At 73.1% G+C, this 25,937-nt stretch carries 25 protein-coding genes; 13 read left to right on the plus strand and 12 right to left on the minus strand.

Features of this window, described 5'->3' with window-relative positions:
- Positions 1–2 precede the first annotated feature (2 nt).
- Both ACFYZ3_RS00460 and ACFYZ3_RS00465 read left to right on the plus strand, forming a co-directional pair.
- Positions 3–1,097 (plus strand): nitronate monooxygenase, encoded by a 1,095-nt coding sequence (locus ACFYZ3_RS00460; RefSeq protein WP_388512825.1) that lies wholly within the window; start codon positions 3–5, stop codon positions 1,095–1,097.
- Complete coding sequence (locus ACFYZ3_RS00465) at positions 1,094–1,843, plus strand: 16S rRNA (uracil(1498)-N(3))-methyltransferase (RefSeq protein WP_388512827.1); 750 nt, start codon at positions 1,094–1,096, stop codon at positions 1,841–1,843. Before ACFYZ3_RS00460 ends, ACFYZ3_RS00465 begins: the two co-directional genes overlap by 4 nt.
- A gap of 33 nt (positions 1,844–1,876) precedes the next feature.
- On the opposite strand, the gene ACFYZ3_RS00470 is transcribed toward ACFYZ3_RS00465, so the two are convergent.
- Complete coding sequence (locus ACFYZ3_RS00470; protein ID WP_388512829.1) at positions 1,877–2,254, minus strand: hypothetical protein; 378 nt, start codon at positions 2,252–2,254, stop codon at positions 1,877–1,879.
- Positions 2,255–2,353: 99 nt separating this feature from the next.
- On the opposite strand from ACFYZ3_RS00470, the gene ACFYZ3_RS00475 reads away from it, so the two are divergent.
- The 5 genes from ACFYZ3_RS00475 (at position 2,354) to ACFYZ3_RS00495 (ending at position 8,800) form a co-directional block, all read left to right on the plus strand.
- Positions 2,354–2,842, plus strand: a complete 489-nt coding sequence (locus ACFYZ3_RS00475) for a hypothetical protein (RefSeq protein WP_388512833.1) — start codon at positions 2,354–2,356, stop codon at positions 2,840–2,842.
- A gap of 71 nt (positions 2,843–2,913) precedes the next feature.
- Positions 2,914–6,117 (plus strand): S41 family peptidase, encoded by a 3,204-nt coding sequence (locus ACFYZ3_RS00480; protein WP_388512835.1) that lies wholly within the window; start codon positions 2,914–2,916, stop codon positions 6,115–6,117.
- 376 nt (positions 6,118–6,493) lie between these two features.
- Positions 6,494–6,847, plus strand: coding sequence for a histidine triad nucleotide-binding protein (locus ACFYZ3_RS00485; protein WP_388512838.1), 354 nt, complete (start codon positions 6,494–6,496; stop codon positions 6,845–6,847).
- A gap of 28 nt (positions 6,848–6,875) precedes the next feature.
- Positions 6,876–7,781, plus strand: a complete 906-nt coding sequence (locus tag ACFYZ3_RS00490; RefSeq protein WP_388512841.1) for a ribonuclease Z — start codon at positions 6,876–6,878, stop codon at positions 7,779–7,781.
- Between the two features lie 20 nt (positions 7,782–7,801).
- Positions 7,802–8,800 carry an adenosine deaminase gene (locus ACFYZ3_RS00495; protein WP_388512843.1) on the plus strand — a complete coding sequence of 333 codons (999 nt, stop codon included), beginning with the start codon at positions 7,802–7,804 and terminating at the stop codon, positions 8,798–8,800.
- 19 nt (positions 8,801–8,819) lie between these two features.
- Here ACFYZ3_RS00495 and ACFYZ3_RS00500 read toward each other — a convergent pair whose 3' ends face one another.
- Together ACFYZ3_RS00500 and ACFYZ3_RS00505 are read right to left on the minus strand one after the other, a co-directional pair.
- On the minus strand, positions 8,820–10,169 hold the full coding sequence (locus ACFYZ3_RS00500) for an MFS transporter (protein WP_388512845.1): 1,350 nt from the start codon (positions 10,167–10,169) through the stop codon (positions 8,820–8,822).
- A gap of 176 nt (positions 10,170–10,345) precedes the next feature.
- Positions 10,346–11,143, minus strand: coding sequence for an IclR family transcriptional regulator (locus tag ACFYZ3_RS00505; protein WP_388512847.1), 798 nt, complete (start codon positions 11,141–11,143; stop codon positions 10,346–10,348).
- Positions 11,144–11,256: 113 nt separating this feature from the next.
- Between ACFYZ3_RS00505 and ACFYZ3_RS00510 the strand changes: the two genes are divergently transcribed.
- From ACFYZ3_RS00510 to ACFYZ3_RS00525, 4 genes are all read left to right on the plus strand, one after another.
- Positions 11,257–12,225: a 5-dehydro-4-deoxyglucarate dehydratase gene (locus tag ACFYZ3_RS00510; protein WP_388513950.1), complete on the plus strand. Its 969-nt coding sequence runs from the start codon at positions 11,257–11,259 to the stop codon at positions 12,223–12,225.
- Entirely contained in the window at positions 12,222–13,517 is a 1,296-nt protein-coding gene (locus tag ACFYZ3_RS00515; RefSeq protein WP_388512848.1) for a glucarate dehydratase family protein, read from the plus strand. The genes ACFYZ3_RS00510 and ACFYZ3_RS00515 overlap by 4 nt, the downstream gene beginning before the upstream one ends.
- Positions 13,518–13,577: 60 nt before the next feature.
- Positions 13,578–14,960 carry an MFS transporter gene (locus ACFYZ3_RS00520; RefSeq protein WP_388513952.1) on the plus strand — a complete coding sequence of 461 codons (1,383 nt, stop codon included), beginning with the start codon at positions 13,578–13,580 and terminating at the stop codon, positions 14,958–14,960.
- Positions 14,961–15,093: 133 nt separating this feature from the next.
- On the plus strand, positions 15,094–16,230 hold the full coding sequence (locus tag ACFYZ3_RS00525) for a carbohydrate kinase family protein (RefSeq protein ID WP_388513953.1): 1,137 nt from the start codon (positions 15,094–15,096) through the stop codon (positions 16,228–16,230).
- 189 nt (positions 16,231–16,419) lie between these two features.
- Here the strand turns inward: ACFYZ3_RS00525 and era are convergent, their stop codons facing one another.
- Complete coding sequence (era, locus tag ACFYZ3_RS00530; RefSeq protein ID WP_356860700.1) at positions 16,420–17,373, minus strand: GTPase Era; 954 nt, start codon at positions 17,371–17,373, stop codon at positions 16,420–16,422.
- A gap of 132 nt (positions 17,374–17,505) precedes the next feature.
- Between era and ACFYZ3_RS00535 the strand changes: the two genes are divergently transcribed.
- Positions 17,506–18,069, plus strand: a complete 564-nt coding sequence (locus ACFYZ3_RS00535; RefSeq protein ID WP_388512850.1) for a hypothetical protein — start codon at positions 17,506–17,508, stop codon at positions 18,067–18,069.
- A gap of 13 nt (positions 18,070–18,082) precedes the next feature.
- On the opposite strand, the gene ACFYZ3_RS00540 is transcribed toward ACFYZ3_RS00535, so the two are convergent.
- Positions 18,083–18,439 (minus strand): cytidine deaminase, encoded by a 357-nt coding sequence (locus ACFYZ3_RS00540; RefSeq protein WP_388512853.1) that lies wholly within the window; start codon positions 18,437–18,439, stop codon positions 18,083–18,085.
- 38 nt (positions 18,440–18,477) lie between these two features.
- Positions 18,478–19,374, minus strand: a complete 897-nt coding sequence (locus ACFYZ3_RS00545) for a helix-turn-helix transcriptional regulator (RefSeq protein WP_388512855.1) — start codon at positions 19,372–19,374, stop codon at positions 18,478–18,480.
- 104 nt (positions 19,375–19,478) lie between these two features.
- Between ACFYZ3_RS00545 and ACFYZ3_RS00550 the strand changes: the two genes are divergently transcribed.
- Positions 19,479–20,939 carry an MFS transporter gene (locus tag ACFYZ3_RS00550; protein ID WP_388512857.1) on the plus strand — a complete coding sequence of 487 codons (1,461 nt, stop codon included), beginning with the start codon at positions 19,479–19,481 and terminating at the stop codon, positions 20,937–20,939.
- Here ACFYZ3_RS00550 and ACFYZ3_RS00555 read toward each other — a convergent pair.
- From ACFYZ3_RS00555 to ACFYZ3_RS00580, 6 genes are all read right to left on the minus strand, one after another.
- Positions 20,901–21,275, minus strand: a complete 375-nt coding sequence (locus ACFYZ3_RS00555; protein WP_388512859.1) for an MmcQ/YjbR family DNA-binding protein — start codon at positions 21,273–21,275, stop codon at positions 20,901–20,903. The genes ACFYZ3_RS00550 and ACFYZ3_RS00555 overlap by 39 nt on opposite strands.
- Positions 21,272–22,576 carry a hemolysin family protein gene (locus tag ACFYZ3_RS00560; protein WP_388512861.1) on the minus strand — a complete coding sequence of 435 codons (1,305 nt, stop codon included), beginning with the start codon at positions 22,574–22,576 and terminating at the stop codon, positions 21,272–21,274. The genes ACFYZ3_RS00555 and ACFYZ3_RS00560 overlap by 4 nt, the downstream gene beginning before the upstream one ends.
- Positions 22,573–23,070 carry an rRNA maturation RNase YbeY gene (ybeY, locus tag ACFYZ3_RS00565; RefSeq protein WP_087809428.1) on the minus strand — a complete coding sequence of 166 codons (498 nt, stop codon included), beginning with the start codon at positions 23,068–23,070 and terminating at the stop codon, positions 22,573–22,575. Before ybeY ends, ACFYZ3_RS00560 begins: the two co-directional genes overlap by 4 nt.
- Before the next feature lie 12 nt (positions 23,071–23,082).
- Positions 23,083–24,162: a PhoH family protein gene (locus ACFYZ3_RS00570; protein WP_109032990.1), complete on the minus strand. Its 1,080-nt coding sequence runs from the start codon at positions 24,160–24,162 to the stop codon at positions 23,083–23,085.
- A gap of 105 nt (positions 24,163–24,267) precedes the next feature.
- On the minus strand, positions 24,268–25,611 hold the full coding sequence (locus ACFYZ3_RS00575) for a GH1 family beta-glucosidase (protein ID WP_388512863.1): 1,344 nt from the start codon (positions 25,609–25,611) through the stop codon (positions 24,268–24,270).
- A gap of 57 nt (positions 25,612–25,668) precedes the next feature.
- A complete protein-coding gene (locus ACFYZ3_RS00580) occupies positions 25,669–25,935 on the minus strand; it encodes a protealysin inhibitor emfourin (protein ID WP_385358114.1) in 267 nt (88 codons plus the stop codon).
- Between the last annotated feature and the right edge of the window lie 2 nt (positions 25,936–25,937).

Consider the following 25,937-nt stretch of genomic DNA (forward strand, 5'->3'; position numbering starts at 1 on the left):
TCATGTCCTCCGCACTGACCGATCTCTTCCCTTACCCGATCGTGCAGGCGCCCATGGCGGGCGGCGTCTCCGTGCCGCGGCTCGCGGCCGCGGTGTCCGAGGCGGGCGGGCTGGGCTTCCTGGCCGCCGGGTACAAGACCGCGGACGGGATGTACCAGGAGATCAAACAGCTGAGGGGGCTCACGAGCCGTCCCTTCGGCGTCAACCTCTTCCTCCCGCAGCCGGAGACGGCCGATCCCGCCGCCGTCGACGTCTACGCCCACCAGCTGGCCGGCGAGGCCGCCTGGTACGAGACCGAGCTGGGCGACCCGGACTGCGGCCGGGACGACGGCTACGACACCAAGCTCGCCGTACTGCTGGACAACCCCGTACCGGTGGTGTCCTTCCACTTCGGCGTCCCCAGCCGCGAGGTCGTCGACTCCCTGCACCGCGTGGGCACCTTCGCCCTGGTCGGCGCGACCACCGCGGACGAGGCCCGGGCCGTCGAGCAGTCCGGCGCCGACGCGGTGATCGCCCAGGGTGCCGAGGCCGGCGGCCACCAGGGCACCCACCGGGACAACCTGGAGACCGGCGGCGCCGGCACCGGACTGCTGTCGCTGGTCGCCCAGGTCCGGGAGGCGGTGAGCCTGCCGATCGTCGCCGCCGGCGGCATCATGCGCGGCGGCCAGATCGCCGCGGTCCTCGCGGCCGGCGCGAGCGCGGCCCAGCTGGGCACCGCCTTCCTCGCCACCCCCGAGTCCGGCGCGCACGACGTGCACAAGCAGGCGCTGACCAACCCGCTCTTCGTCCGCACCGAACTCACCCGTGCCTTTTCCGGCCGCCCCGCCCGTGCCCTGGTCAACCGCTTCCTGCGCGAGCACGGCCGCTACGCCCCCGCCGCCTACCCCGAGGTGCACCACCTCACCTCGCCGGTGCGCAAGGCGGCGGCGAAGACGGGCGACGCGCAGGGCATGGCGCTCTGGGCGGGACAGGGCCACCGGATGGCCCGGGAGCTGCCCGCGGGACAGCTGGTGGAGGTGCTTGCGGCCGAACTCGCCGACGTCGGGACAGCGTTGTCGGGGTTGTCGGGCTATGCGACGGGGGGCGGCGCCCGATGACGGCACCGGTGTTCGTGGTCGACTCCCTGCGGCCGCAGGACCTGTCCGCGGGGGAGTACGTCCTCGACGGCCCCGAAGGACGCCACGCCGTCTCCGTGAAGCGGCTGCGGGCGGGTGAGGACGTCGTCCTCACCGACGGGCGCGGCCACTGGGCCGAGGGCTCGGTGAAGGCCGCCGAGGGCAAGGACCGCCTGGTCGTCATCGTCCCGGGCGGCGTGCGCGACGAGCCCGCCGAGCAGCCCCGCATCACCGTCGTCCAGGCCCTGCCCAAGGGCGACCGCGGTGAGCTGGCCGTCGAGACGATGACCGAGGTCGGGGTCGACGCGATCGTGCCCTGGGCGGCGTCCCGGTGCATCACGCAGTGGAAGGGCGAGCGCGGCCTGAAGGCGCTCGGCAAGTGGCGGGCGACGGCCCGGGAGGCGGGCAAGCAGTCCCGCCGGGTCCGCTTCCCCGACGTCGCGGACGCGGCGAGCACCAAGCAGGTTGCCTCACTTCTGGCCGACGCCGACTTCGCCGCCGTCCTCCACGAGAGCGGCGACGTCCCCCTGTCCGACGCCGAACTCCCCGCCACCGGCGACATCGTGCTGGTGGTCGGCCCCGAAGGCGGAGTGTCCCCGGACGAGTTGGCCCTCTTCGCCGAGGCGGGCGCGCACCCCTACCGCCTGGGCCGCAGCGTCCTGCGCACCTCCACCGCGGGCACCGCCGCGACCGCCGTACTCCTCGCCCGCACCGGCCGCTGGTCCTGACGGCGCCGGATCGCCGGGTCCCGACGGTCCCGGTCAGCCGTCGGTGGCGGCGACCACGGCGGGGAACAGCTCCCAGCCGTCCAGCTCCACCGGCCGACCCCCGGGCCCGGGCAGCAGCGCACGCCGCCCGGCCTCCTCGACCAGCGCCCGTACGACCCCGGGTTCGCGCAGGTTGAGCAGGTTGCCGCGGCCGTCCGCCACACAGCCCTCGTACCAGTAGTCGCCCTCGGAGGTGTACCGCCCCGAGTCGGGCGCATCCGCGCGGAAGACGAACCGGACCCGTACCCCGTCCCGGTACAGCGTCAGCGCGTCCCGCCAGACGCCGTCGCGGCCGCGTTTCTGCCGGTGGCTCCACAGCCAGGTGGTGCGTTCGTCCACGACGAGCCTGCGCTGCCTGCGGTCGTTGCCCATGGCGCCCACGGTAGTGAGGAGTGGCCGTATGCGCCCTACCGCCGGCCCCCGGGCGGTGGCAGGCTGCCCTCCATGGGGGCATTGAGGCGGATTTGGCGCATGGCTCCGGTGGTCGTCGGCTCGGCCGTCGCCGTCGGCGGTCTCGTGGCGTGCGAGCCGGGCGGACTCAGCTCCGCGACGGTCGCCTACACGACCGACCAGACCGTGACCCGGGAACTCCAGCGGCAGAAGGCGGAGGTGCGCTGGCTCACCTGCACCGCCTCCTACGGCGACCAGGGCACCACGGCCTCGGCGAGCGAGAACCCGGTCGCCTCCGTGCACTGCGAGGGCAGGACCGACGACGGCAAGGACATCACCGTCGACGGCAAGGTCACCCGGGTCGTCAACGGCGCCTGTGTGCGCGGCAGCCTGACCGCGAAGGTGGACGGCAAGGAGTGGTTCCGGGTGAAGGGGCTGGGCAACTGCGACGCCACGAGCGCCCCGCCCGCGAACCGGCCCTCCCAGAACGGGCCGGGGCCCACCGTGACCGTCACCCGGACCATCTGGTGCCCGGACGATCCGCACTGCCGGCCGGTGGAGGGCAAGTAGCCGGACGGGCCGGGTCCTCGGCCGGGAAGTGATCCAAACCTCTGTCGGCGGGCCGTGCCCCTGCATAGGGTATGGGGGTGACTCAGCCCGCAGCGCCTGCCTACCTCCGCTTTCCGCACCCGCACGGCGAGTTGGTCGCCTTCACCGCCGAGGACGACGTGTGGCTCGCCCCGCTCGACGGCGGCCGGGCCTGGCGGGTCAGCGCCGACAACGTGCCGGTGAACCACCCGCGCATCTCGCCCGACGGCACCACGGTCGCCTGGACCTCCACCCGTGACGGCGCCCCCGAGGTGCACGTCGCGCCCGTCGACGGCGGCCCCGCCAAGCGCCTCACCCACTGGGGCAGCATCAGGACCCAGGTCCGCGGCTGGACCGCCGACGGCCGCGTCCTCGCCCTCAGCACCTACGGCCAGGCCAGCCTGCGCCGCAGCTGGGCCCGCGCCGTCCCGCTCGACGGCGGACCCGCGACCACCCTGCCCTACGGGCCCGTCGGCGACGTCGCACAGGGCCCGCACACCGTGCTGCTGTCCGCGCCGATGGGCCGCGAGGCCGCCTGGTGGAAGCGCTACCGGGGCGGCACCGCGGGCAAGCTGTGGATCGACCGCGAGGACGACGGCGAGTTCGTCCGCCTGCACGACGGTCTCGACGGCAACATCGAGTACCCCTTCTGGATCGGCGACCGGATCGCCTTCCTCTCCGACCACGAGGGCACCGGCGCCCTCTACTCCTCCCTCGCGGACGGCTCCGACCTGCGCCGGCACACACCGGTCGACGGCTTCTACGCCCGGCACGCGGCGACCGACGGCACCCGCGTCGTCTACTCCTGTGCCGGTGAACTGTGGACCCTGGACGACCTCGACGGCGCCGAACCGCGCCGCCTGGACATCCGGCTCGGCGGTGCCCGCGTCGACCTCCAGCCGTACCCGGTCAACGCCGCCCGCTGGTTCGGCTCCGCGTCCCCCGACCACACCGCGCGCGGCAGCGCCGTCGCCGTACGCGGCGGCGTGCACTGGGTCACCCACCGCTCCGGACCGGCGCGCGCGCTCGCGGCCACGCCCGGCGTGCGCACCCGGCTGCCGCGCACCTTCCGCGCCGACGGCGAGGAGTGGGTGGTGTGGGTGACGGACGCCGAGGGCGACGACGCCCTGGAGTTCGCGCCCGCCACCGGACTCGCCCCCGGCGCCACCGCACGGCGCCTGGCCGCCGGGCAGCTCGGCCGGGTGCTGCACCTCGCCGTGGCCCCCGACGGCAGCCGCGTCGCCGTCGCCTCGCACGACGGGCGGGTCCTGCTCGTCGAGCGGGAGAGCGGCGAGGTCCGCGAGGTCGACCGCAGCGAGGACGGCGACGCCTCCGGCCTGGTCTTCTCGCCCGACTCCTCCTGGCTCGCCTGGTCCCACCCCGGCCCGGAGCCGCTGCGTCAGCTCAAGCTCGCCAACACCACCGACCTGTCGGTGAGCGAGGCGACGCCGCTGCGCTTCAAGGACTACTCGCCGGCCTTCACCCTGGACGGCAAGCACCTCGCCTTCCTCTCCACCCGCTCCTTCGACCCGGTCTACGACGAGCACGTCTTCGACCTGGCCTTCGTCGAGGGCGCCCGGCCCTACCTGATCACCCTCGCCGCGACCACGCCCTCGCCCTTCGGCCCGCAGCGGCACGGCCGTCCCTTCGAGACGCCGGACCGCGAGGAGACCCCCGACAGCGAGGGCACGCCCACCACCCGGATCGACATCGAGGGCCTCGCCGACCGCATCGTGCCCTTCCCGGTGGAGGCCGCCCGCTACTCCCGGCTGCGCGCCGCCAAGGACGGCGTCCTGTGGCTGCGCCACCCGCTCACCGGCGTCCTCGGCGCCTCCCGCGCCAACCCCGAGGACCCCGACCCGAACACCGAGCTGGAGCGCTACGACCTCGCCCAGCAGCGCGTCGAGCACCTCGGCGGCGACGCCGACCACTTCGAGGTCAGCGGCGACGGCAAGCGGGTGCTGCTGTGGACCGACGGCCGGCTCAAGGTCGTACCCAGCGACCGGCGTGCCTCCGGCGACGAGGACAGCGACACCAACATCACCGTCGACCTGGGCCGGGTCCGGCAGAGGGTCGAACCGGCCGCCGAGTGGCGGCAGATGTTCGACGAGACCGGCCGCATCATGCGCGACCACTACTGGCGGGCCGACATGAACGGCGTCGACTGGGACGGCGTCCTGGACCGCTACCGGCCCGTCCTGGACCGCGTCGCCACCCACGACGACCTGGTCGACCTCCTGTGGGAGGTGCACGGCGAACTGGGCACCTCGCACGCCTACGTCACCCCGCGCGGCGGCCACGGCTCCGGCGCCCGGCAGGGCCTGCTCGGCGCCGACCTCTCCCGCCACGAGGACGGCGCCTGGCGCATCGACCGTGTCCTGCCGTCCGAGACCTCCGACCCCGACGCCCGCTCCCCGCTCGCCGCACCCGGTGTCGCGGTGCGCGCCGGGGACGCGATCGTCGCGGTGGCGGGACAGGCCGTGGATCCCGTCACCGGTCCGGGCCCGCTGCTCGTCGGCACGGCCGGCAAGCCGGTCGAGCTGACCGTCTCCCCGTCCGGCGGCGGAGAGGTGCGGCACGCCGTCGTCGTCCCGCTCGCCGACGAGGAGCCGCTGCGGTACCACGCCTGGGTCGCCGACCGGCGCGCCTACGTCCACGAGAAGTCCGGCGGCCGGCTCGGCTACCTGCACGTCCCCGACATGCAGGCGCCCGGCTGGGCCCAGATCCACCGCGACCTGCGCGTCGAGGTGGCCCGGGAGGGCCTGGTCGTCGACGTCCGCGAGAACCGCGGCGGACACACCTCCCAGCTGGTCGTGGAGAAGCTGGCCCGGCGCATCGTCGGCTGGGACCTGCCGCGCGGCATGCGGCCGACCAGCTACCCGCAGGACGCGCCCCGCGGGCCGGTCGTCGCGGTCGCCAACGAGTTCTCCGGCTCCGACGGCGACATCGTCAACGCGGCGATCAAGGCGCTTGGCATCGGCCCGGTCGTCGGTGTCCGCACCTGGGGCGGCGTCATCGGCATCGACAGCCGCTACCGGCTGGTGGACGGGACGCTGATCACGCAGCCGAAGTACGCGTTCTGGCTGGAGGGTTACGGCTGGGGCGTCGAGAACCACGGCGTCGATCCGGACGTCGAGGTCCCCCAACGCCCCCAGGACCACGCGGCGGGCCGCGACCCGCAGTTGGACGAGGCGATCACGCTCGCGCTGGCGGCACTGGAGGAAACCCCGGCAAAGACACCGCCGAGCCTGCCCTAGCCTGCGGCGCGCTGGCTGCGGGCAGTCGTGCCTCCCCCAGTGCCTGAACGGCCTGGGAGGTACCCCCAGGGCGGCACGGGTGGGCGGTGGGGGTACCTCCCGCTCGAGCGAAGCCGAGAGTGGGGGAGGCACCCGGCAAGCGCCGGCGAGCGCACCCACCCGGCGCTCGCCACGGCGCGCGGCGCCCCACCGATCCCGGTGACGGTGTCGCCCCGGGGTGGGGAGCGCGGCCCGGCGGAGCGGGGTGCCGCCCGCGCCCACCCGTGCCGCCCCAGCGGCACGACTGCCCGCAGCTGGAGGGACGGCGGCACGACTGCCCGCAGCTATGGCAGAGATACGATGCCATCCAGGAGATCACCGGCGTGAGGAGAGCCAAGTGGCTGGCGAACCACAGGACGACTGTCTGTTCTGCAAGATCGTCGCAGGGCAGATTCCCGCGACGATCGTCCGCGAGACGGAGACGACCGTCGCGTTCCGGGACATCAACCCCCAGGCCCCCACCCACGTCCTGGTGATCCCCAAGGCCCACCACAAGGACGCCGCCGCCCTCGCCGCCGAGGCCCCGCAGCTCGCCGCCGACGTGCTGCGCGAGACCCAGGCCGTCGCCGACGACGAGAAGCTGGAGAGCTACCGCACCGTCTTCAACACCGGCAGCGGCGCCGGGCAGACCGTCTGGCACGCGCACGCCCACGTGCTCGGCGGCCGCGGCCTCGAATGGCCCCCCGGATAGCGAGGACAGGACCGGACCACCACCCGCCATGTCCGTACGTGAACTCGTCGTCCTCGGCACCGCCAGCCAGGTCCCGACCCGGCACCGCAACCACAACGGCTACCTGCTCCGCTGGGACGGCGAGGGCATCCTGTTCGACCCCGGCGAGGGCACCCAGCGCCAGATGCTGCGCGCCGGGGTCGCCGCCCACGACCTGAACCGGATCTGCGTCACCCACTTCCACGGCGACCACAGCCTCGGCCTCGCCGGGGTCATCCAGCGCATCAACCTCGACCGGGTCCCGCACGAGATCACCGCCCACTACCCGCGCTCCGGGCAGCGCTTCTTCGAACGCCTGCGGTACGCCACCGCCTACCGCGAGACCGTCGCCCTCACCGAGGCCCCGGTCGCCGCCGACGGCCCCCTCGCGGTCACCCCCGCCTACACCCTGGACGCCCGCAGGCTGTCGCACCCCGTCGAGTCCTACGGCTACCGGCTCACCGAGCCCGACGGCCGCCGCATGCTGCCCGAACGCCTCGCCGCGCACGGCATCAAGGGCCCCGACGTCGGCCGCATCCAGCGCGAGGGCTCGCTGAACGGCGTCGCGCTCGACGAGGTCAGCGAGGTCCGCCCCGGCCAGCGGTTCGCGTTCGTCATGGACACCCGGCTGTGCGCGGGCGTGCACGCGCTCGCCGAGGGCGCGGACCTGCTCGTCATCGAGTCCACCTTCCTCGACGAGGACGAGGCCCTCGCCACCGACCACGGCCACCTCACCGCCGGCCAGGCCGCGCGGGTCGCCCGGGACGCGGGCGTACGGCACCTGGTGCTCACCCACTTCAGCCAGCGCTACCCCGATCCAGAGGAGTTCGAGCGGCAGGCGCGCGCGGCCGGTTACGAGGGCGAGCTGACCGTGGCCCGGGACCTCACCCGCGTACCGGTTCCGAAACGCCGGTAAAACGGTCGTACGATGCTCTGATGCCCCTGCCCAAAGCTGAACTGCACCTCCACATCGAAGGCACCCTGGAACCCGAGCTGGCCTTCGCGCTGGCCGCCCGCAACGGCGTGTCCCTGCCGTACGCGGACGAGGACGCGCTGCGCGAGGCGTACCGCTTCGAAGACCTCCAATCCTTCCTGAACCTGTACTACGAACTGATGGCCGTCCTGCGCACCGAGCGGGACTTCGAGGACCTCGCGAACGCCTACCTCGCCCGCGCCGCGGCCCAGGGCGTCCGGCACGCCGAGATCTTCTTCGACCCGCAGGCGCACCTCGCCCGGGGCGTGGAGATGGGCACGGTCGTGGAGGGGCTGTGGCGGGCGCTGGCGAGCAGCCGGGAGAACCACGGGGTCTCCACCCGCCTGATCATGTGCTTCCTGCGCGACGAGTCCGCCGAGTCCGCGATGCGGACGCTGGACGCCGCCAAGCCCTACCTGGACCGCATCACCGGGGTCGGCCTGGACTCGGCCGAGGTCGGCCACCCGCCGGTCAAGTTCCGCGAGGTGTACGAGGCCGCCGCCGCCCTCGGCCTGCGCCGGGTGGCGCACGCGGGCGAGGAGGGGCCGCCCGCGTACGTCGTCGAGGCCCTCGACGTCCTCGGCGTCGAGCGGATCGACCACGGGCTGCGCTCGGTGGAGGATCCGGCGCTGGTCGAGCGGCTGGTGCGCGAGCGCGTCCCGCTCACCCTGTGCCCGCTGTCCAACGTGCGGCTGCGCACGGTCGACACCCTCGCCGACCACCCGCTGCCCGCGATGCTCGACGCGGGCCTGATGTGCACGGTGAACTCCGACGACCCGGCCTACTTCGGCGGCTACGCGGGCGACAACTTCGACGCCGTGCGCCAGGCCCTCGGCCTGACCGGGGAGCGGCTGCGGGAACTGGCCCGCAACTCGTTCCTCGCCTCCTTCCTGGAGGACGACGAGGAACTGCGGGCGCGGTACCTCGCGGAGGTCGACGCGTACGAGTTCCCCGCCGCGTAGCGGTTCCCCCGCGCGGGTCTCAGCCCGGCCCGGACCCCGGCGCGGCCGCCGCCTGCCGGGGTCCCGCCGTGTCGTAGGCGTCCTGGACGGCCACCGCCGGGACCTCCACGTCGATCTCCACGACCGGCTGCTCCACGGCACCGACCTCGGGGACCGCACCGCTCGGCGTTCCCGTGGCGGCGGCGACCAGCGCGGCCGGGGTGCCGCCGCGGCGGCGGATCGCGCCGGGCAGCAGCGGGCGCCCCGCGGTGTGCAGCGCGACGGCGGTCATCGGCGCGGCGACCAGCAGCAGTCCGGCGGCCAGGACCATCCCCATGCCCGCGTAACCGGCCTGCGCCGACAGGACACTGCCGGCCAGCGGCCCGGCCGCCGTGCCCAGCGAGGACGCCGAGCCGACGAGCACCGCCCACCGGCCGCGCGCGTCGAGCGAGGCGGCGAGGCCGATCAGGTACGACAGGACGACCGGGTAGACGGTGTTCCAGGCGATCTCCCCGGTGGCGAAGGCCGTCGGGGTCGTCGCCGACGCGCTCACCGCGATGCAGCCCGCGATGAGCACCGTGCCGGCGCCGACGGGCATCGCCCGCCCCAGCCGCGGCCCGAGCGCACCCGCCACCAGCACGCCCACCAGGCCCGTGCCCAGCGCGACGGCGAAGACGACGCCGAGGGCGGCGTCCCCGAGGCCGGCCTGCGTCAGCCCGATCCGGCCGCTGACGCCCCACAGCGAGTTCTGCGCCAGGGACCAGCACAGCACGGTGATGGCGAGGACGAGTCCCGAACGGCGGTGGGGGAGCGGGGCGGTGGCGTCGGTGCCGGGTGCGGCCGGGGAGGCGGCCGCCGGACCCGGCAGGCGGCCGGTCAGCGGCCACACCGCCAGCGCGGTCAGGGCGATCGCGGCCAGCGGCAGCCCGTGCGCCCGGCCGAGGTGCGGCACCGTCAGGTACACCGCACCGGCCAGCGCTGACACGCTCAGCAGACCCACCGTGGAGGCGCGGTGGGGATCCTTCTCGGCGGCGATCCGGGTGGCGGCGACCGTCATGGCCGTCCCCGATCCCAAACCGCCCACGACCGCGCCCAGGACGACGGCCGGGACGGCGGTGGTGAGCGCGGCGGCGCCGTAGCCGAGGACGGCCAGTACGAGGCCGAGGCGGGCCGATGTCCGGGCGCCGAACCGCTGCACCCGGGAGGCCAGCAGGAAACCCGCGGTCGCCGAACTCAGCAGCAGCGCGCTGCCGACGGCGCCCGCCTGCGTGGTGGACAGCGGAAGGCTGGTGTCGAGTCTGCCGACGGTGGTGGGCAGCAGGTACGGCGGCAGGTACCCGGCCGTGAAAAGGGCGACGAGGGGCCAGGGAGTGGTGCGGGGGGCGAACACGGGCGTTCCCAGGGCATGCGAAAGGGACGATGGGGAGGGAGGGGGCGACGACCCGTCGACCGAGAGGGGGCGCGCGGGCAATTTGTATCAAGCGGAAGGAGCCCCGAAACAGGCGAGTCGATGTGATCTAGGTCACATGTCTGTTTGGGGGTTTCGAAGCTGGGTAGCAGCGAGCGCTAACGCCAGTGGATCGAGCCGCCTCCGGCCGGAACGGTTGCCTCCAGTTTGGCCCTGATCTCCCGCATCACCGTCACGATCCGCGCCTCGTGATCCGGCGTCAGCCGGGCCACCGGCACCGAGCAGCTGACCGCGTCCAGGGCCGGGACGTCGTAGCGCAGCGCGAAGCCGAAACCGACGATGCCGGTCACGCCCTCCTCGCGGTCGACGGAGTACCCGCGCTCCCTGGTCCGGGCGAGATCGGCCGCCAGGGCCTCCCTGCTGGTGTGCGTGTTCGGGGTGAACACCTCGTACGGCCCCTCGGGCAGGTCCGCGTCCGGCCGCTCCGCCAGCAGCGCCTTGCCGAGCGCGCCCACGTGGGCGGGCAGCCGGCGCCCCACCCGGCTGATCGTGCGCAGGTACTCGTGCGACTCCCGGGTCGCCAGGTACGCCACGTCGTGGCCGTCCAGTCGCCCCAGGTGGATGGTCTCGCCGAGCGCCTCGGACGCCTCGTCGAGGTACGGCCGCACCGCCCGCACCCGGGGGTCGGAATCCAGGTAGCTGGTGCCGGTGAGCAGGGCGTGGATGCCGATGCCGTACAGGGAGCCGGTGACGTCGGTGCGGACCCAGCCGCGCGAGATCAGCGTCTGCAGCAGCGCGTACATCGAACTGCGCGGCACGCCCAGCCCGTCCGCCAGCTCCTGGAGCCGGGCCGGGCGGTCCCCGCGGGCGGCCAGCACCTCCAGCAGTTCCACCGTGCGCGCCGCGGACTTCACCTCGCGGACGCCGCCCGGCGTCGCGTCCCCAGTCTCCGACATGCGCCGATCGTAAACGGATGCCCACGACCCATTGACGCCCCACGGTCACCTCTCTAATCTCCATCTCCATACGTAGACGCCATCTACATACGGAGACAGTGGGAGTGATGGAGATGACACGTGTGGGCCCGGACCCCGACCCCGACACCGGTCGGGCAGCCGTCGTCCGGCGGCTGCGCGAAGGCATGGCGGCGAGCGTGCTGTCCTTCCCGCTGACCAGCTTCCACGAGGACGGCTCCTTCGACGCCGACGGATACCGGGCCTACGTCGCCGAACGGCTCGCCGCCGGTCCCGGAGCCCTCTTCCCCGCCTGCGGCACCGGCGAGTTCTTCTCCCTGGACGAGGACGAGTACCGGCAGGCGGTCGCCATCGCCGTCGAGGAGACGGCCGGGAGCGTGCCGGTCGTCGCCGGAACCGGCTACGGCTGGGCGCAGGCCCTGCGGTTCGCGCGCATCGCCGAGGAGGCCGGGGCCGACGCCCTCCTCGTCCTGCCGCACTACCTCACCGCCGCCCCGCAGGACGGCCTGGTCGCCCAGGTGGAGCGGATCGCCGCGGGCACCCGGCTCCCGCTCATCGCCTACCAGCGCGGCCAGGTCGCCTACACCGCCGAGTCCGTCCGGCGCCTCGCCCGCGTCCCCGGTGTGATCGGCCTCAAGGACGGCCACAGCGACCTCGACCGCCTCCAGCGCACGGTCCTCGCCGCCCCCGAGGACTTCCTCTTCTTCAACGGCGCCGCCACCGCCGAGGTCCAGGCCCGTGCCTACGCCGCCGTCGGCGTCCCCGCCTACTCCTCCGCCGTGCACGCCTTCGCCCCCGAGATCGCGAACGCCTTCCTCACCGCCCTGCACGGCGGCGACACCGGCACCGTCGACAAGCTGCTGCGCGACTTCTACGTCCCGCTCGTCGAACTGCGCGACCGCGTCCCCGGGTACGCGGTGTCCCTCGTGAAGGCGGCGGCCCGGCTGCGCGGCTGCCCCGTCGGCCCCGTCCGCGCCCCCCTCACCGACCCGTCGCCCGCCGACCTCGCCGCACTCAAGACCCTGCTCATCACCGGACTCGACCTCGTAGGAGCCGCCCTGTGACCCGCGACCTCACCATCACGGCCGTCCACCTGACGCCGATCCTGGTCGCCGACCCGCCCCTGCTCAACACCCAGGGCGTGCACCAGCCGTACACCCCCCGCCTGATCGTCGAGGTGGAGACCGCCGACGGCGTGACCGGCGTCGGCGAGACCTACGGCGACGCCAAGTACCTGGAGCTGGCCCGCCCGTTCGCCGACAAGCTGGTGGGTCGTCAGGTCTCCGATCTCAACGGCCTGTTCACCCTCGCCGACGAGGTCGCCGTCGACTCCTCCCGGGTCTCCGGCCAGGTCGACGTCGGCGGGCTGCGCGGCGTCCAGACCGCCGACAAGCTGCGCCTGTCCGTCGTCTCGGGTTTCGAGGTCGCCTGCCTCGACGCCCTCGGCAAGGCGCTCGGCCTGCCCGTGCACGCCCTGCTCGGCGGCAAGGTCCGCGACGCCGTGGAGTACAGCGCCTACCTCTTCTACAAGTGGGCCGGCCACCCCGAGGGCGTGGCGGCCGAGCAGGACGACTGGGGCGCCGCCCTCGACCCGGCCGGAGTCGTCGCCCAGGCCCGCGCCTTCACCGAGCGGTACGGCTTCACCTCCTTCAAGCTCAAGGGCGGCGTCTTCCCGCCCGAGGAGGAGATCGCCGCGATCAAGGCGCTCGCCGAGGCGTTCCCCGGCCACCCCCTGCGCCTGGACCCCAACGGCGCCTGGTCCGTGGAGACCTCCCTCAAGGTCGCGGCGGAACTCGGGGACGTCCTGGAGTACCTGGAGGACCCCGCGCTCGGCACCCCGGCCATGGCCGAGGTCGCCGCGAAGACCGGGGTGCCGCTCGCGACCAACATGTGCGTGACGACGTTCGCCGAGATCCAGGAGGCGTTCACCAGGGGCGCCGTCCAGGTCGTGCTCTCCGACCACCACTACTGGGGCGGGCTGCGCAACACCCAGCAACTCGCCGCCGTCTGCCGCACCTTCGGCGTCGGGGTGTCCATGCACTCCAACACCCACCTGGGCATCAGCCTCGCCGCGATGACCCACGTCGCGGCCACCGTGCCCAACCTCCACCACGCCTGCGACTCCCACTACCCCTGGCAGTCCGAGGACGTGCTCACCGAACGGCTCACCTTCGACGGCGGCAGGGTCGCCGTCTCCGACACCCCCGGCCTCGGCGTCGAACTCGACCGCGAGCGCCTGGCGTTCCTGCACCGGCGCTGGCTCGACGACGACGGCACGCTCCGCGACCGCGACGACGCTGCGGCGATGCGGGTCGCCGACCCGGAGTGGGTCACCCCGTCCGTCCCCCGTTGGTGAGTCGCCTGCCCCCTTCCCCTGCCACGACCGGAGCCGCTCGTGTCCGCTGCAGTCCCCGAGGTGCATTCCCCCGCCGTACAGTCCGCCGTCCGCAAGATCTTCCGCCGCGTGGTCCCCCTCTTCTTCGTCATGTTCGTGGCGAACTACATGGACCGCGTCAATCTGGGCTTCGCCCAGGACGAACTCCGCGCCGACGTGGGGCTGTCGGCCGCCGCGTTCGGTCTCGGCGCCGGCATCTTCTTCATCGCGTACGCCATTTTCGAGGTCCCCTCCAACATGCTGATGGAGCGGTTCGGGGCCAAGGTGTGGCTCACCCGCATCATGATCAGCTGGGGTGTCGTCGCCACCGCGATGGCCTTCGTCGACAGCGTGGAGATGTTCTACGCCCTGCGCTTCCTGCTCGGCGTCGCCGAGGCGGGCTTCTTCCCGGCCGTCATCTACTACTTCAGCCGCTGGCTCCCCGACTCCCACCGGGGCCGGGCCACCTCGATCTTCCTGATGGGCTCCGGCACCGCCACCGTCATCGTCGGCCCGATCTCGGGCGCGCTGATGGAGATGCACGGGATCTGGGGCCACGCGGGCTGGCAGTGGATGTTCTTCGTCGAGGGCGTCTTCTCCGTCGTGCTCGGCTTCGTCGTCTACCGCTTCCTCGACTCGGGCGTCGAGCAGGCGACGTGGCTGACCGACGAGGAGAAGTCCGGCCTCGTCGCGGCCATCGACGCCGAGCAGGAGGAACGCGACGCGCGGCGCGGCGGGAAGGCGGCCAGGGTCTCCCGCTGGAAGCTGCTCGCCGACCCCCAGATGCTGCTCTTCCTCTGGATCTACTTCGCGATCAACGTCGCCCTGTACGCGGTGACCTTCTGGCTGCCGTCGATCGTGGACGACATCGGCGGGGTGAGCGACTTCCAGGTGGGGCTGCTGACCGCCGTGCCGTGGCTGTGCGCGCTGGTCGCCCTGTTCGTCAGCGGCCGCGTCTCCGACCGCATCGGCAAGCGCCGGCCCGTGCTGGTGGTCCTGCTCCTGCTCGGCGGCTGCGGCACCCTGCTGGCCGTGTTCGTCTCGCCCTGGGTCGGGCTCGGCGCGCTGTGCCTGGCCGCGATGGGCTTCAAACCGGCCTCCCCGGTCTTCTGGACCATCCCGCAGAGCTATCTCGACGCCCGTGCCGCGGCCCCCGGCATCGCGCTGATCAACTCCATCGGCAACCTCGGCGGGTTCGTCGCCCCCACCGCCTTCGGCATCATCGAGGACACGACCGGCTCGACCAAGGGCGGCCTGGTCGGTCTGACCGTCGTCGGCTTCCTGGCCGCGCTGAGCGTGCTGCTGGTGCGCGGCGGCGGGCGCAACGACCGGGTCCGCACCCGGCCGGCCAGGGCGGCGGCCCCGGCTCCGGAGACCACCCCGGGCGCCGCCCGGACCGCGCACCCGGGACCGGCGACGGCCTGACGCCACGCGGCCGGCGCCACCGCACTGATGGTGGCTTGGTGCACACTGGCGGGGTCCGCACCATGCCAGGGAGCGCACCGTGACAGCGTCCACCGTGTCCACCGACGTGCCCGACGCGACCGACGTTCCGGTCATGCCGGCCGACGAGAGAACGCACCGCCACGTCCCGCCCGAGGGATCGCACCGCCGCCCCCAGGTCGATCCCCTGGCCGCCCTGCGCACCCCGCAGAACCCGCCCTGGGACGTGTATCTGACCGGCACCGTCTTCCTCGACGTGATCTTCACCGGGCTCGACTCCGCCCCGGTGCGCGGGACCGAGTCCTGGGCCCGGGGGATGGGGTCGAGCCCGGGCGGCATCGCCAACATGGCGACCGCGCTGGCCCGCCTCGGCCTGCGCACCTCGCTGGCCGCCGCGTTCGGCGACGACCACTACGGCGACTACTGCTGGGACGCCCTGTCCCGGGGCGAGGGCATCGACCTGACCTCCTCGCGCACCGTGCCCGGCTGGCACTCGCCGGTGACGGTCTCGATGGCGTACGAGGGGGAGCGCACGATGGTCTCCCACGGCCACGAGCCGCCGCCGGAGGAGCCGTCCCCAGACTGCCCGCCCCGCGCGCGTGCCGCCGTCGCCTCCCTCACGCCCGGTGTCCGCGCCCCCTGGATCGCCCAGGCCGCCGCGCGCGGCACCCGCGTCTTCGCCGACGTCGGCTGGGACGACACCGGCGCCTGGGACCTGGCCGCGCTGCCCGACCTGGCGCACTGCGAGGCCTTCCTGCCGAACGCGGAGGAGGCCATGCGCTACACCGGCGCCACCTGCCCGCGGGCCGCCGCGCACGCCCTGACCGAGCACGTGCCGCTCGCGGTGGTGACCCTCGGCGCGGACGGCGCGTACGCCGTCGACCGGCGCACGGGGGAGAGCGCCGAGGTCCCGGCCATCGAGGTCGAGGCCCTGGACCCGACCGGTGCCGGGGACGTGTTCGTCGCCGGGTTCGTCACCGGCACCCTGGCCGGCTGGCCGCTCGCCGACCGCCTGGCCTTCGCCGGACTGACCGCCGCCCTCTCCGTCCAGGAGTTCGGGGGGTCGCTGTCGGCGCCGGGCTGGTGCGAGATCGCCACCTGGTGGCGCAAGGTCCAGTCCCTGGCGGACCAGGACCCGGCCGCCCTCAGCCGCTACGCGTTCCTGGCCGACCTGCTTCCGGACGACCTGCTGGCCCCGTGGCCCCTGCGCCGGGCGGTCCCCACCATCGGCTTCCGCCCCCCGACCCCCTGACCGACCCCGACCGGGGGGTGCTCAGAACCCGAGTCGGCGCAGCTGTTTGGGGTCGCGCTGCCAGTCCTTGGCGACCTTCACGTGCAGGTCCAGGCTGTATCGATGTGCGGCTGCCGCCGCGTGGCCGGGGTGCGGGGCGTTGTGTCGGCGTGCTGACCGGCCGGGCGGCCGCTGGGCGGTCCCGAGTGCTCAGAACCCGAGTCGGCGCAGCTGTTTGGGGTCGCGCTGCCAGTCCTTGGCGACCTTCACGTGCAGGTCCAGGAAGACCGGGGTGCCGAGGAGGGCCTCGATCTGGGTGCGGGACTTGATGCCGACGTCCTTCAGGCGCTTGCCCTTGGGGCCGATGATGATGCCCTTCTGGCTGGGGCGCTCGATGTAGACGTTGGCGTGGATGTCGAGGAGCGGCTTGTCGGCCGGGCGGTCCTCGCGCGGGAGCATTTCCTCGACGACCACCGCGATCGAGTGCGGCAGCTCGTCCCGTACGCCCTCCAGCGCGGCCTCGCGGATCAGCTCCGCGACCATGACCTGCTCGGGCTCGTCGGTCAGGTCGCCCTCGGGATAGAGCGCCGGACCCTCGGGCAGCAGCGGGGTGAGGAGGTCGGCGAGCAGGTCCACCTGCTGGTTCGCCGTGGCGGACACCGGGACGATCTCCGCCCAGGTGATCCCCAGCTCCTTGCCCAGCTGGTCGACCGCGATCAGCTGCTCGGCCAGCGTCTTGGAGTCCACCAGGTCGGTCTTGGTGACGATCGCGACCTTCGGGGTCTTCCTGATCCCCGCCAGCTCCTTGGCGATGAAGCGGTCGCCGGGGCCCAGCTTCTCGTTCGCCGGCAGGCAGAAGCCGATGACGTCCACCTCGGCCCACGTGGTGCGCACCACGTCGTTGAGCCGCTCGCCCAGCAGCGTGCGCGGCTTGTGCAGCCCCGGGGTGTCCACCAGGATCAGCTGGGCGTCCTCGCGGTGCACGATGCCGCGCACCGTGTGCCGGGTGGTCTGCGGGCGGTTGGAGGTGATCGCCACCTTCTGCCCGACCAGAGCGTTCGTCAGGGTGGACTTGCCCGCGTTGGGACGGCCCACGAAGCAGGCGAAGCCGGCCCGGTGAACAGTCTCGGCCGGTTCTTCGGATGACTGGGTACGAACGCTCATGGCGCCCATTGTCCCTGATCCCGGAGCCCCGCCGTACCGGCCACGTGACCGAGCCCGGTGGCACGGCGGTGCGGAGCCGATGTCTATGCTTCCGCTACCGCCACCCCGGGGGGCGTCCGAGAGGAGCCGCACGTGCAGGGTCCGGTTCACGATGCCGCCCTGGCCCACCAGGCCTCCGTGGCCCTACGGATCGGCGGCGCGGTCTTCGCCGCCTGCCCTGACGACGGTCTCCGGTCCCTCTACTACCGCGTGGACGGCGGGTTGAGCGCCGCGTGGCGCCGTCTGCGCGGGTCCGACATCCATGCCGGGGTCGGGCGGGCGGCCGAGGAAGCGAATCGCCTCCTGGGCACGCGGGCTCGGGCACTGCGGCTCCCCGAGGAGTTCCTCAAGGGCTACCAGGACCTCGCCGGCGCCGCGCTCGCCCGTCTTGCCCGGCACGAGGCCCTGACTCGGGACGAGATGTCCGCGCGGGCCGTCGAGACGGTCGGTTTCCTGGAAGCGGGAGTGGACGGCGCGCAGGGCGCGGTGGCCTTCGAACGGTCGTGCCAGGCGGCTGCCGACTCGCTGCTCGAGGGCTGGGACGACGACCCGCTGTCCACCATGAGGGCAGTGCGGCGCGAGACCGGGGTGTGGGCTCTGGCCTACCAGCGTTTCGTCACGCCGGACGCCATGGCCGGGCCCGACACCGCGGACTGATCCGCGGCCCCTGTCAGCCCGCGCTCACCGTGGCCCGTACCGTGCCGTCCGGGCCGGCCACCAGCACCGGGGTCTCCGCGCCGCCCAGGTCCCGGACCGCCGCCCGGTCCTCCTCCGACGCCGACTCCGACTCGGTCACCACGGCCGCCGCCTCCAGGGACTTCGCGCCGGACGCCACCGCCATCGCCACCGCCGTGCGCAGGGCGCTGAGGTGGAGGGAGTCCAGCGCGACGGTCCCGGCGACGTACGTGCGGCCGGTCTCGTCGCGTACGGCCGCGCCCTCGGGGACGCCGTTGCGGGCGCGGGCCGAGCGGGCCAGGGTGACGATCTTGCGGTCCTCGGGGTCGAGGCCGGGAGTCTCGGTGGTCATGGGGCGAGCATACGTAGCTCCGCCGGGTGCCGGGCCGCTCACCCCGCCACCGGGTACATCGCCCCGCGCCGGCCCTCCGGCGAGGCCAGCCACTCCAGCTTCGCCGCCGTGTTCGCCTCCTCCAGCGGCGTGTGCAGCACGATGGTCAGATCGGGGCGGGCGGGGACCTGGAGCGCCGTCGACTCCAGGCTGAGGAGGCCGACCAGCGGGTGGTCCAGCTGCTTGCGGATCTGCCCGGCGTCCTCGATGCCCCGCTCCTCCCACAACGCGGCGAACTCGGAGCTTGCCTCCCTCAGGTCCGCCAGCACCTGCTGGAAGCCTTCGTCGTCCGGGTTGGCCGCGCAGGTGGCGCGGAACTGGGCGACGACCGTGCGCGCGTTGTGCTCCCAGTTGCGGGCGCGGGAGCGGTAGAGGGGGTCGGTGAAGTAGTCGATGATGCAGTTCCACGTCGTCTCGGGCCGCATGCCCAGCACCATCGCCGCCGCGTCGTTGTACATCACGCAGTTGTAGTACCGGTCCATGATGTGCGCCGGATACGGCATCCACGTGTCGATCAGCCGCCGCAGCCCCTCGCACATGTCCCGCTTCGCGGGCTCCACCTCGGCGGCGGGCGGGTTCAGCCCGGCCAGCACGTACAGGTGGCGGCGCTCGGCGTTGCTGAGCCGCAGCACCCGGCCCACCGAGTCCAGCACCTGGGACGAGACGGAGATGTCGCGGCCCTGCTCCAGCCACTGGTACCAGGACGCGCCCACCCCGGCGAGCACGGCCACCTCCTCGCGCCGCAGCCCCGGCGTCCGCCGCCGTGCCCCGCCGTCCGGCAGACCGGCCTCCGCCGGGGACACCCGGGCCCGCCGGCTCATCAGGAACTCCCGCAGCTCACTGCGGCGCCGGTCCCGGCCCGACGACGCCTCCGCTCCCACGATCACGTCCGGCACGTGTCCTGCTCCCCCTGTAGTCGTCCCGCTGCTGCCTGGTGGTGGCACCACCATGACAATCCGTGTCTCCCCACAACTATTCCGGGGGCCCGAGGCTCATGTCCATGGCGATCGACACCACCAACCCGACGTCCACTCCGGCCCCCGGGCCGGCGGGAACGTCCGCTCCCCGGCTCTCGTCCCGCGACCGGCTCGTCCTGTTCGTGCTCTGCGCGGCCCAGTTCATGGTCGCGCTCGACTTCTCCGTCCTGAACGTCGCCCTGCCCGTACTCGGCGCGGACCTCGGCATGAGCACCTCCGCCCTGCAATGGGCGGTCACCGCGTTCGCGCTGCCGTCCGGCGGGTTCCTGCTGCTCTTCGGCCGCATGGGCGACCTCTACGGCCGCCGCAGGCTCTTCCTCGCCGGGCTCGCGCTCTTCGGCGCCGCCTCCCTGCTCGCCACCCTCGCCTGGGACCCGGCCTCCTTCCTCGCCGGACGCGCCCTCCAGGGCCTCGGCGCGGCGGCCATCGTCCCGACCGGCATGTCCCTGCTGACGACGACCTTCCCGGAGGGCCCCGCCCGCGACCGCGCCCTCGGCATCTCCGGCACGCTGCTCTCGCTCGGCTTCACCGTCGGCATGGTGGCCGGCGGCGTCCTGACCGACCTGCTGAGCTGGCGCTCCACGATGGGCCTGCTCGCCCTGTTCGCCCTGCTCGTGCTGCCCCTCGCGCCCCGCCTGCTGCCCGAGTCGCGGACCCCGGAGCGGCCCCGCCTCGACGTCCCCGGCGCGGTCACCGTCACCGGCGGCCTGCTCTCCCTGATCTACGCCCTCACCACGGCCGCCGAGCACGGCTTCGGGCGCGCCGACGTCCTCGCCACCCTCGCCGCGGGCCTGCTGCTCCTGGCCGCCTTCGTGGCCGTCGAGTCCCGCAGCGCGGCGCCCCTCGTCTCCCTGCCGATGCTGCGCCGCCGCACGGTGGCCTGGGGCAACCTGGGCGGCCTCGTCACCTTCTCGATGATGTCGACGGTCGTCTTCGTGCTCACCCTCTACCTCCAGGAGATCCTGCACCTGAGCGCCTTCGAGACCGGTCTCGTCTTCGGGGTGCAGGGCGTGCTGTCGGTGGTGGCCGGTTCCCTCGCCCCGCGCGTCATCGGCCGCTTCGGCGCCCGCCGCACCCTCGTCGGCTCGCTCGCCGGACAGGGCGCGATCGGCCTGTCCCTGCCGGCGCTGGGCGAGGGCGGCTGGTCGGTGGTGCTCGCCACCGCCGCCGTGTCCCTGGCCAGCATGTGCCACCTGGGCGCGATCATCTCCTACGGCCTGACCGTCACCTCCGGCGTCCCGGACGAGGAGCAGGGCCTGGCGACCGGCCTGGTCACCTCCACCCAGCAGGTCGGCATCACCGTCGGCATCCCGCTGCTCGGCGTGCTGGCCACCACCGCCACCGACCTCGGGTCCGGCGTCCGCACGGTGCTGGTCCTGGACGCGGCGATCGTGCTGGCGGCGGCCGTACTGGTCGCGGTGGGGCTGCGAGTGGCCCGGACGGGCTCAGGGACGGTCGAGGCGGAGCCGGTCGGCGCGCGGTAGACCGGCGACGACCAGGTCGTACGAGTCCTCCACGAGCTCCCGGACGACACGGTCCGGGAGCCGTCCTCCGTCCGGCGCGCCGCCCACCGTCACCGTGTTCCAGTGCCGCTTGTTCATGTGCCACCCGGGGACGATCAGCCCCGGGTGGTCGTCGCGCAGCCGGATCGCGTCGTCCGGGTCGCACTTGAGGTTGACGGTGAGCGGGCGCCCGTCCAGCGAGGTCAGCGCGAACATCTTCCCCAGCACCTTGAAGACCGAGATCTCCGGACTGAAGGGCAAGTCCTCCACCGCGGCGTTGAAGGACAGACAGAAGTCGCGCAGTTCCCCGGGGGTCATTCGGACACGGCCTCCTCGGCCGGCTTCGCCGCGCCCACCGGCTCCACCAGCACCGTCACGATCTTGTTCCGGCGGCCCGCGGCGGCCTCCGCCGTCAGCCGCAGCTCACGGCCGTCGGGCAGCTCCACGATCGAGGACGCCCCGGCGATCGGGACGCGGCCCAGCGCCTTGGCGAGCAGGCCGCCCACCGTCTCCACGTCCTCGTCGTCGTACTCGTCCAGGCCGTACAGCTCGCCCAGGTCGCCGATGTCCAGGCGGGCGGTGACCCGGAAACGGTCCCCGCCCAGCTCCTCCACCGGCGGCAGCTCCCGGTCGTACTCGTCGGTGATCTCGCCGACGATCTCCTCCAGGATGTCCTCGATGGTGACGATGCCCGCCGTCCCGCCGTACTCGTCGATGACGACGGCGACGTGGTTGCGCTCCTTCTGCATCTCGCGCAGCAGGTCACCGGCGTTCTTGGTGTCCGGCACGAAGGACGCCGGGCGCATCGCGGTGGAGACGAGGTCGCTCTCCGCGTCCCGGCTGATGTGCGTCCTGCGGACCAGGTCCTTCAGGTAGACGATGCCGACGATGTCGTCCTCGCTGTCGCCGGTCACCGGTATCCGGGAGAAACCGGAGCGCAGGGCGAGGGTGAGGGCCTGCCGGATGGTCTTGTAGCGCTCGATGACCACGAGGTCGGTGCGCGGCACCATGACCTCCCGCACGAGGGTGTCGCCCAGCTCGAACACCGAGTGCACCATGCGGCGCTCCTCGGCCTCGATCAGGGACTCCTTCTCGGCGTAGTCCACCAGCGCCCGCAGCTCCGCCTCCGAGGCGAAGGGGCCCCGGCGGAAGCCCTTGCCGGGGGTGAGCGCGTTGCCGATGAGGATCAGCAGCGACGGGATCGGACCCATGATCCGGGCCAGCGGCAGCAGCACGTACGCCGCCGCGGTCGCCGTGTTCAGCGGGTGCTGGCGCCCGATGGTGCGCGGGGACACCCCGACGGCGACGTACGAGACGAGGACCATCACCGCGATCGCGACGAGCAGGGCCTCGGTGGTGTTGGCGAACTCCTGCAGACAGGCGTACGTGACCAGCGCGGCGGCCGCCATCTCGCAGGCGACGCGGACCAGCAGCGCCACGTTCAGGTAGCGCGTCGGGTCGGCGGCGACCTGGGCGAGCTTCTCCCCGCCCCGGCGCCCGGACCGTACCGCCTCCTCGGCGCGGAAGCTGGAGACCCTCGCGAGCCCCGCCTCCGCGCACGCGGCCAGCCAGGCGACCACCACCAGGGCGACGGCACCGGCGACGAGCGGGAGGCTCATGAGACCGTCGGTGCCGGGGACGGGCCGGTCAGGCCCCGCTCCGCACGCCAGCCGTCCACGATCGCGGCCTGCAGACCGAACATCTCGGCCTTCTCGTCGGGCTCCTCGTGGTCGTACCCGAGCAGGTGCAGCACCCCGTGGACGGTCAGGAGCTGGAGCTCCTCGTCCATGGAGTGCTCCGTCGGCGCCTCGGCGCCCTGCTTGGCGGCGACCTCCGGGCAGAGCACGATGTCGCCGAGCAGCCCCTGCGGCGCCTCCTCCTCGTCCTTGGACGGCGGACGCAGCTCGTCCATCGGGAAGGACATCACGTCGGTGGGACCCGGCAGGTCCATCCACTGGATGTGCAGCTGCTCCATGGCGCCGGCGTCCACGACGATCACCGAGAGCTCGGAGAGCGGGTGGATGCGCATCCGCGCGAGCGCGTAGCGGGCGATGTCGAGGATCGCCTGCTCGTCGACCTCGGTTCCGGACTCGTTGTTGACGTCGATCGACATGGTCGTGCTGGTCTACTTCCCCTTGGCCTTGGCACCGTGTCTCGGTGTCCGGCCGCCGTTGTGGCCGCCGTTCTCGGTGCCGTTCCTGCTGTCGTACTGCTCGTAGGCGTCGACGATACGGCCCACCAGCTTGTGCCGGACGACGTCGTGGGACGTGAGCCGGGAGAAGTGGACGTCCTCGACGCCCTCCAGGATCTCCTGCACCTGCCGCAGACCCGACTTCGTGCCGCCCGGCAGGTCGACCTGCGTCACGTCACCCGTGATCACGATCTTCGACTCGAAGCCGAGCCGGGTGAGGAACATCTTCATCTGCTCGGGGCTGGTGTTCTGCGCCTCGTCCAGGATGATGAACGCGTCGTTCAGCGTACGGCCGCGCATGTACGCCAGCGGCGCGACCTCGATCGTCCCCGCCGCCATCAGCCGCGGGATCGAGTCAGGGTCGAGCATGTCGTGCAGCGCGTCGTACAGCGGGCGCAGATACGGGTCGATCTTCTCGTACAGCGTGCCCGGCAGGAAGCCGAGCCGCTCACCGGCCTCGACCGCCGGGCGGGTCAGGATGATGCGGTTGACCTGCTTGGACTGCAGGGCCTGCACCGCCTTGGCCATCGCCAGGTAGGTCTTGCCGGTGCCCGCCGGGCCGATGCCGAAGACGATGGTGTGCTTGTCGATCGCGTCGACGTACCGCTTCTGGTTCAGCGTCTTGGGGCGGATCGTGCGGCCGCGCGAGGACAGGATGTTCTGCGTGAGCACCTCGGCCGGGGTCTCCCGGCCGTCGCTCTCCCCGTTCTCGCTCGCCTTGAGCATGGCGATCGAGCGTTCCACTGCGTCCTCCGTCATCGGCTGCCCCGTGCGCAGCACCAGCATCATCTCGTCGAACACGCGCTGTACGAGGGCGACCTCATGGGTGTCGCCGACGGCGCTGATCTCATTGCCCCGGACATGGATGTCGGCCGCCGGGAAGGCCTTCTCGATCACGCGCAGGAGGGAGTCTCCGGAGCCCAGTACGGTCACCATCGGGTGCTGGGCGGGGACGGTGATCCGTGCGCTCGCCTGCCCCTGCGCGGGGGTGTGGGCTGAGGGTGTCTGAGTCATGGGCCGGCGCTCTAGGCCTGCTCGTCCTCCTCTGCGGCGTCCGCCGCGTGACGGGTGTGTCTGCTGCCTCCAGCGTACGACTCCCCGCCGACAGCACCGAGGGGTTTATCCGACCGGTACCCGCCGCTGCCCGTCGAGCAGATCCCGGAACCAGCCGTACGACGCCTTGGGCGTGCGCGCGAGCGTCGTGAAGTCCACGTGGACCAGTCCGAAGCGGCGGGCGTACCCCTCGGCCCATTCGAAGTTGTCCAGCAGCGACCACACGAAGTAACCGCGCACGTCCACACCCGCCTCGATCGCCCGGTGCAGGGCGCGCACGTGCCCGTCGAGGTAGGCGATGCGGTCCCGGTCGTCGAGGCCCTCGTAGGAGCAGCCGTTCTCCGTGATCACGACCGGTGGGAGCCGGTCGCCGTAGCGGTCGCGGAAGCCGGTGAGCAGCTCCGTCAGCCCCTCCGGGACGACGGGCCAGCCGAAGTCCGTCACCGCACGCCCCTCGATCCGGCGCACCGAGAAGGGCAGTTCGGCCGGGAGCGTCACCCCGCCGAACTCGATCTCCGCGCCCTGCGGGGCGCCCACCCGCGTCGGCGCGTAGTAGTTCACCCCGTACCAGTCCAGCGGCTCGGCGATGATCTCCAGGTCGGCGTCGACCTCCCCGGGGGAGCCGGGCATCAGCTCCCCGATGCCCTCCGGGTAGCGCCCGGTCAGGAGCGGGTCGGCGAACATCCGGTTCAGCAGGAGGTCGTAGAAGTCCGCCGCCTCCCGGTCGGCCGGGTCGTCCGAGGCGGCCCACGTCGGGCCGTGCGAGTTGGCGATGCCGACGTCCGTGGCGCCGGACGCGCGCAGGGCCCGTACCGCCAGGCCGTGCGCCAGCAGCTGGTGGTGGGCGACCGGGAGGGCGTCGAACAGCAGCTCCCGGCCGGGGGCGTGGACGCCCAGGGCGTGGCCCAGGAGGGTGTGCTCGGCGGGCTCGTTGAGGGTGATCCACTTGCCGACCCGGTCGCCGAGGCGCCCCGCGACGACCGACACGTACTCGGCGAACCGGGCGGCCGTGTCCCGCTCCAGCCAGTCCAGGCCCGCGGGCAGGTCCCAGTGGAAGAGCGTCGGCACCGGCCGCACGCCCGCCGCGCACAGCTCGTCCACCAGGCGGTCGTAGAAGTCCAGGCCGCCGGGGGAGTCCGCCCGGGGCCAGGAGACGGAGAAGCGGTACGCGTCCACGCCGAGGTCCGCGAGCAGGGCGACGTCCTCGCGGTAGCGGTGGTAGTGGTCGCAGGCCACCGCCGCCGTCGAACCGTCCTTCACCCGGCCGGGCTCCGCCGTGAACGCGTCCCACACCGAGGGCCCCCGCAGCCCGGCCGCGCCCTCGATCTGGTGCGCGGACGTGGACACGCCCCACAGGAAGCCGTCCGGGAACCGCGGCATCGGGATCGCCGGCATCGCGTCAGTCGCCATGCGCGGATCATCCGTACCCCCGGTAAGGGAAGTCAACGCCCGTGCGCCCGCCCGGTGTTACGCACCCTCCTTCAGCACCCGCGAGATCAGCGCGCGCTGCTCGTCCGTCAGCCGGGGATCGGCGGCGTACACCGTCCGCCCGTCCACGGTGAGCTGGTAGCTGAACCCGTCCGGCACCCCGACCGGCGGGGTGCTCCGGCCGTCGGCGACCGCCCGCTCGGCCAGGGCGTGCCACTCGTCCGCGTCGGGGCGTCCCTCGGTCTCGACCTCCGCGTGGCGTTCGATGCCCGCGAAGCCTCCTGTGCGCCTCACCTGAATCCGCATGG

It is taken from the genome of Streptomyces sp. NPDC001599, from assembly GCF_042893535.1.
GTDB lineage: Bacteria > Actinomycetota > Actinomycetes > Streptomycetales > Streptomycetaceae > Streptomyces.

Bases quoted from the DNA above. Each gene is read 5' to 3' on its own strand.
- ACFYZ3_RS00540 (WP_388512853.1), bottom strand. From the start codon at position 18,439: ATGACCACCGAGACTCCCGGCCTCGACCCCGAGGACCGCAAGATCGTC.
- ACFYZ3_RS00550 (WP_388512857.1), top strand. From the start codon at position 19,479: ATGGCGATCGACACCACCAACCCGACGTCCACTCCGGCCCCCGGGCCG.
- ACFYZ3_RS00575 (WP_388512863.1), bottom strand. From the start codon at position 25,611: ATGGCGACTGACGCGATGCCGGCGATCCCGATGCCGCGGTTCCCGGAC.
- ACFYZ3_RS00480 (WP_388512835.1), top strand. From the start codon at position 2,914: ATGGGGGTGACTCAGCCCGCAGCGCCTGCCTACCTCCGCTTTCCGCAC.
- era (WP_356860700.1), bottom strand. From the start codon at position 17,373: ATGAGCGTTCGTACCCAGTCATCCGAAGAACCGGCCGAGACTGTTCAC.
- ACFYZ3_RS00510 (WP_388513950.1), top strand. From the start codon at position 11,257: ATGACACGTGTGGGCCCGGACCCCGACCCCGACACCGGTCGGGCAGCC.
- ACFYZ3_RS00490 (WP_388512841.1), top strand. From the start codon at position 6,876: ATGTCCGTACGTGAACTCGTCGTCCTCGGCACCGCCAGCCAGGTCCCG.
- ACFYZ3_RS00475 (WP_388512833.1), top strand. From the start codon at position 2,354: ATGGCTCCGGTGGTCGTCGGCTCGGCCGTCGCCGTCGGCGGTCTCGTG.
- ACFYZ3_RS00555 (WP_388512859.1), bottom strand. From the start codon at position 21,275: ATGACCCCCGGGGAACTGCGCGACTTCTGTCTGTCCTTCAACGCCGCG.
- ACFYZ3_RS00560 (WP_388512861.1), bottom strand. From the start codon at position 22,576: ATGAGCCTCCCGCTCGTCGCCGGTGCCGTCGCCCTGGTGGTGGTCGCC.
- ACFYZ3_RS00580 (WP_385358114.1), bottom strand. From the start codon at position 25,935: ATGCGGATTCAGGTGAGGCGCACAGGAGGCTTCGCGGGCATCGAACGC.
- ACFYZ3_RS00470 (WP_388512829.1), bottom strand. From the start codon at position 2,254: ATGGGCAACGACCGCAGGCAGCGCAGGCTCGTCGTGGACGAACGCACC.
- ACFYZ3_RS00570 (WP_109032990.1), bottom strand. From the start codon at position 24,162: ATGACTCAGACACCCTCAGCCCACACCCCCGCGCAGGGGCAGGCGAGC.
- ACFYZ3_RS00525 (WP_388513953.1), top strand. From the start codon at position 15,094: ATGCCGGCCGACGAGAGAACGCACCGCCACGTCCCGCCCGAGGGATCG.
- ACFYZ3_RS00465 (WP_388512827.1), top strand. From the start codon at position 1,094: ATGACGGCACCGGTGTTCGTGGTCGACTCCCTGCGGCCGCAGGACCTG.
- ACFYZ3_RS00460 (WP_388512825.1), top strand. From the start codon at position 3: ATGTCCTCCGCACTGACCGATCTCTTCCCTTACCCGATCGTGCAGGCG.
- ybeY (WP_087809428.1), bottom strand. From the start codon at position 23,070: ATGTCGATCGACGTCAACAACGAGTCCGGAACCGAGGTCGACGAGCAG.
- ACFYZ3_RS00495 (WP_388512843.1), top strand. From the start codon at position 7,802: ATGCCCCTGCCCAAAGCTGAACTGCACCTCCACATCGAAGGCACCCTG.
- ACFYZ3_RS00505 (WP_388512847.1), bottom strand. From the start codon at position 11,143: ATGTCGGAGACTGGGGACGCGACGCCGGGCGGCGTCCGCGAGGTGAAG.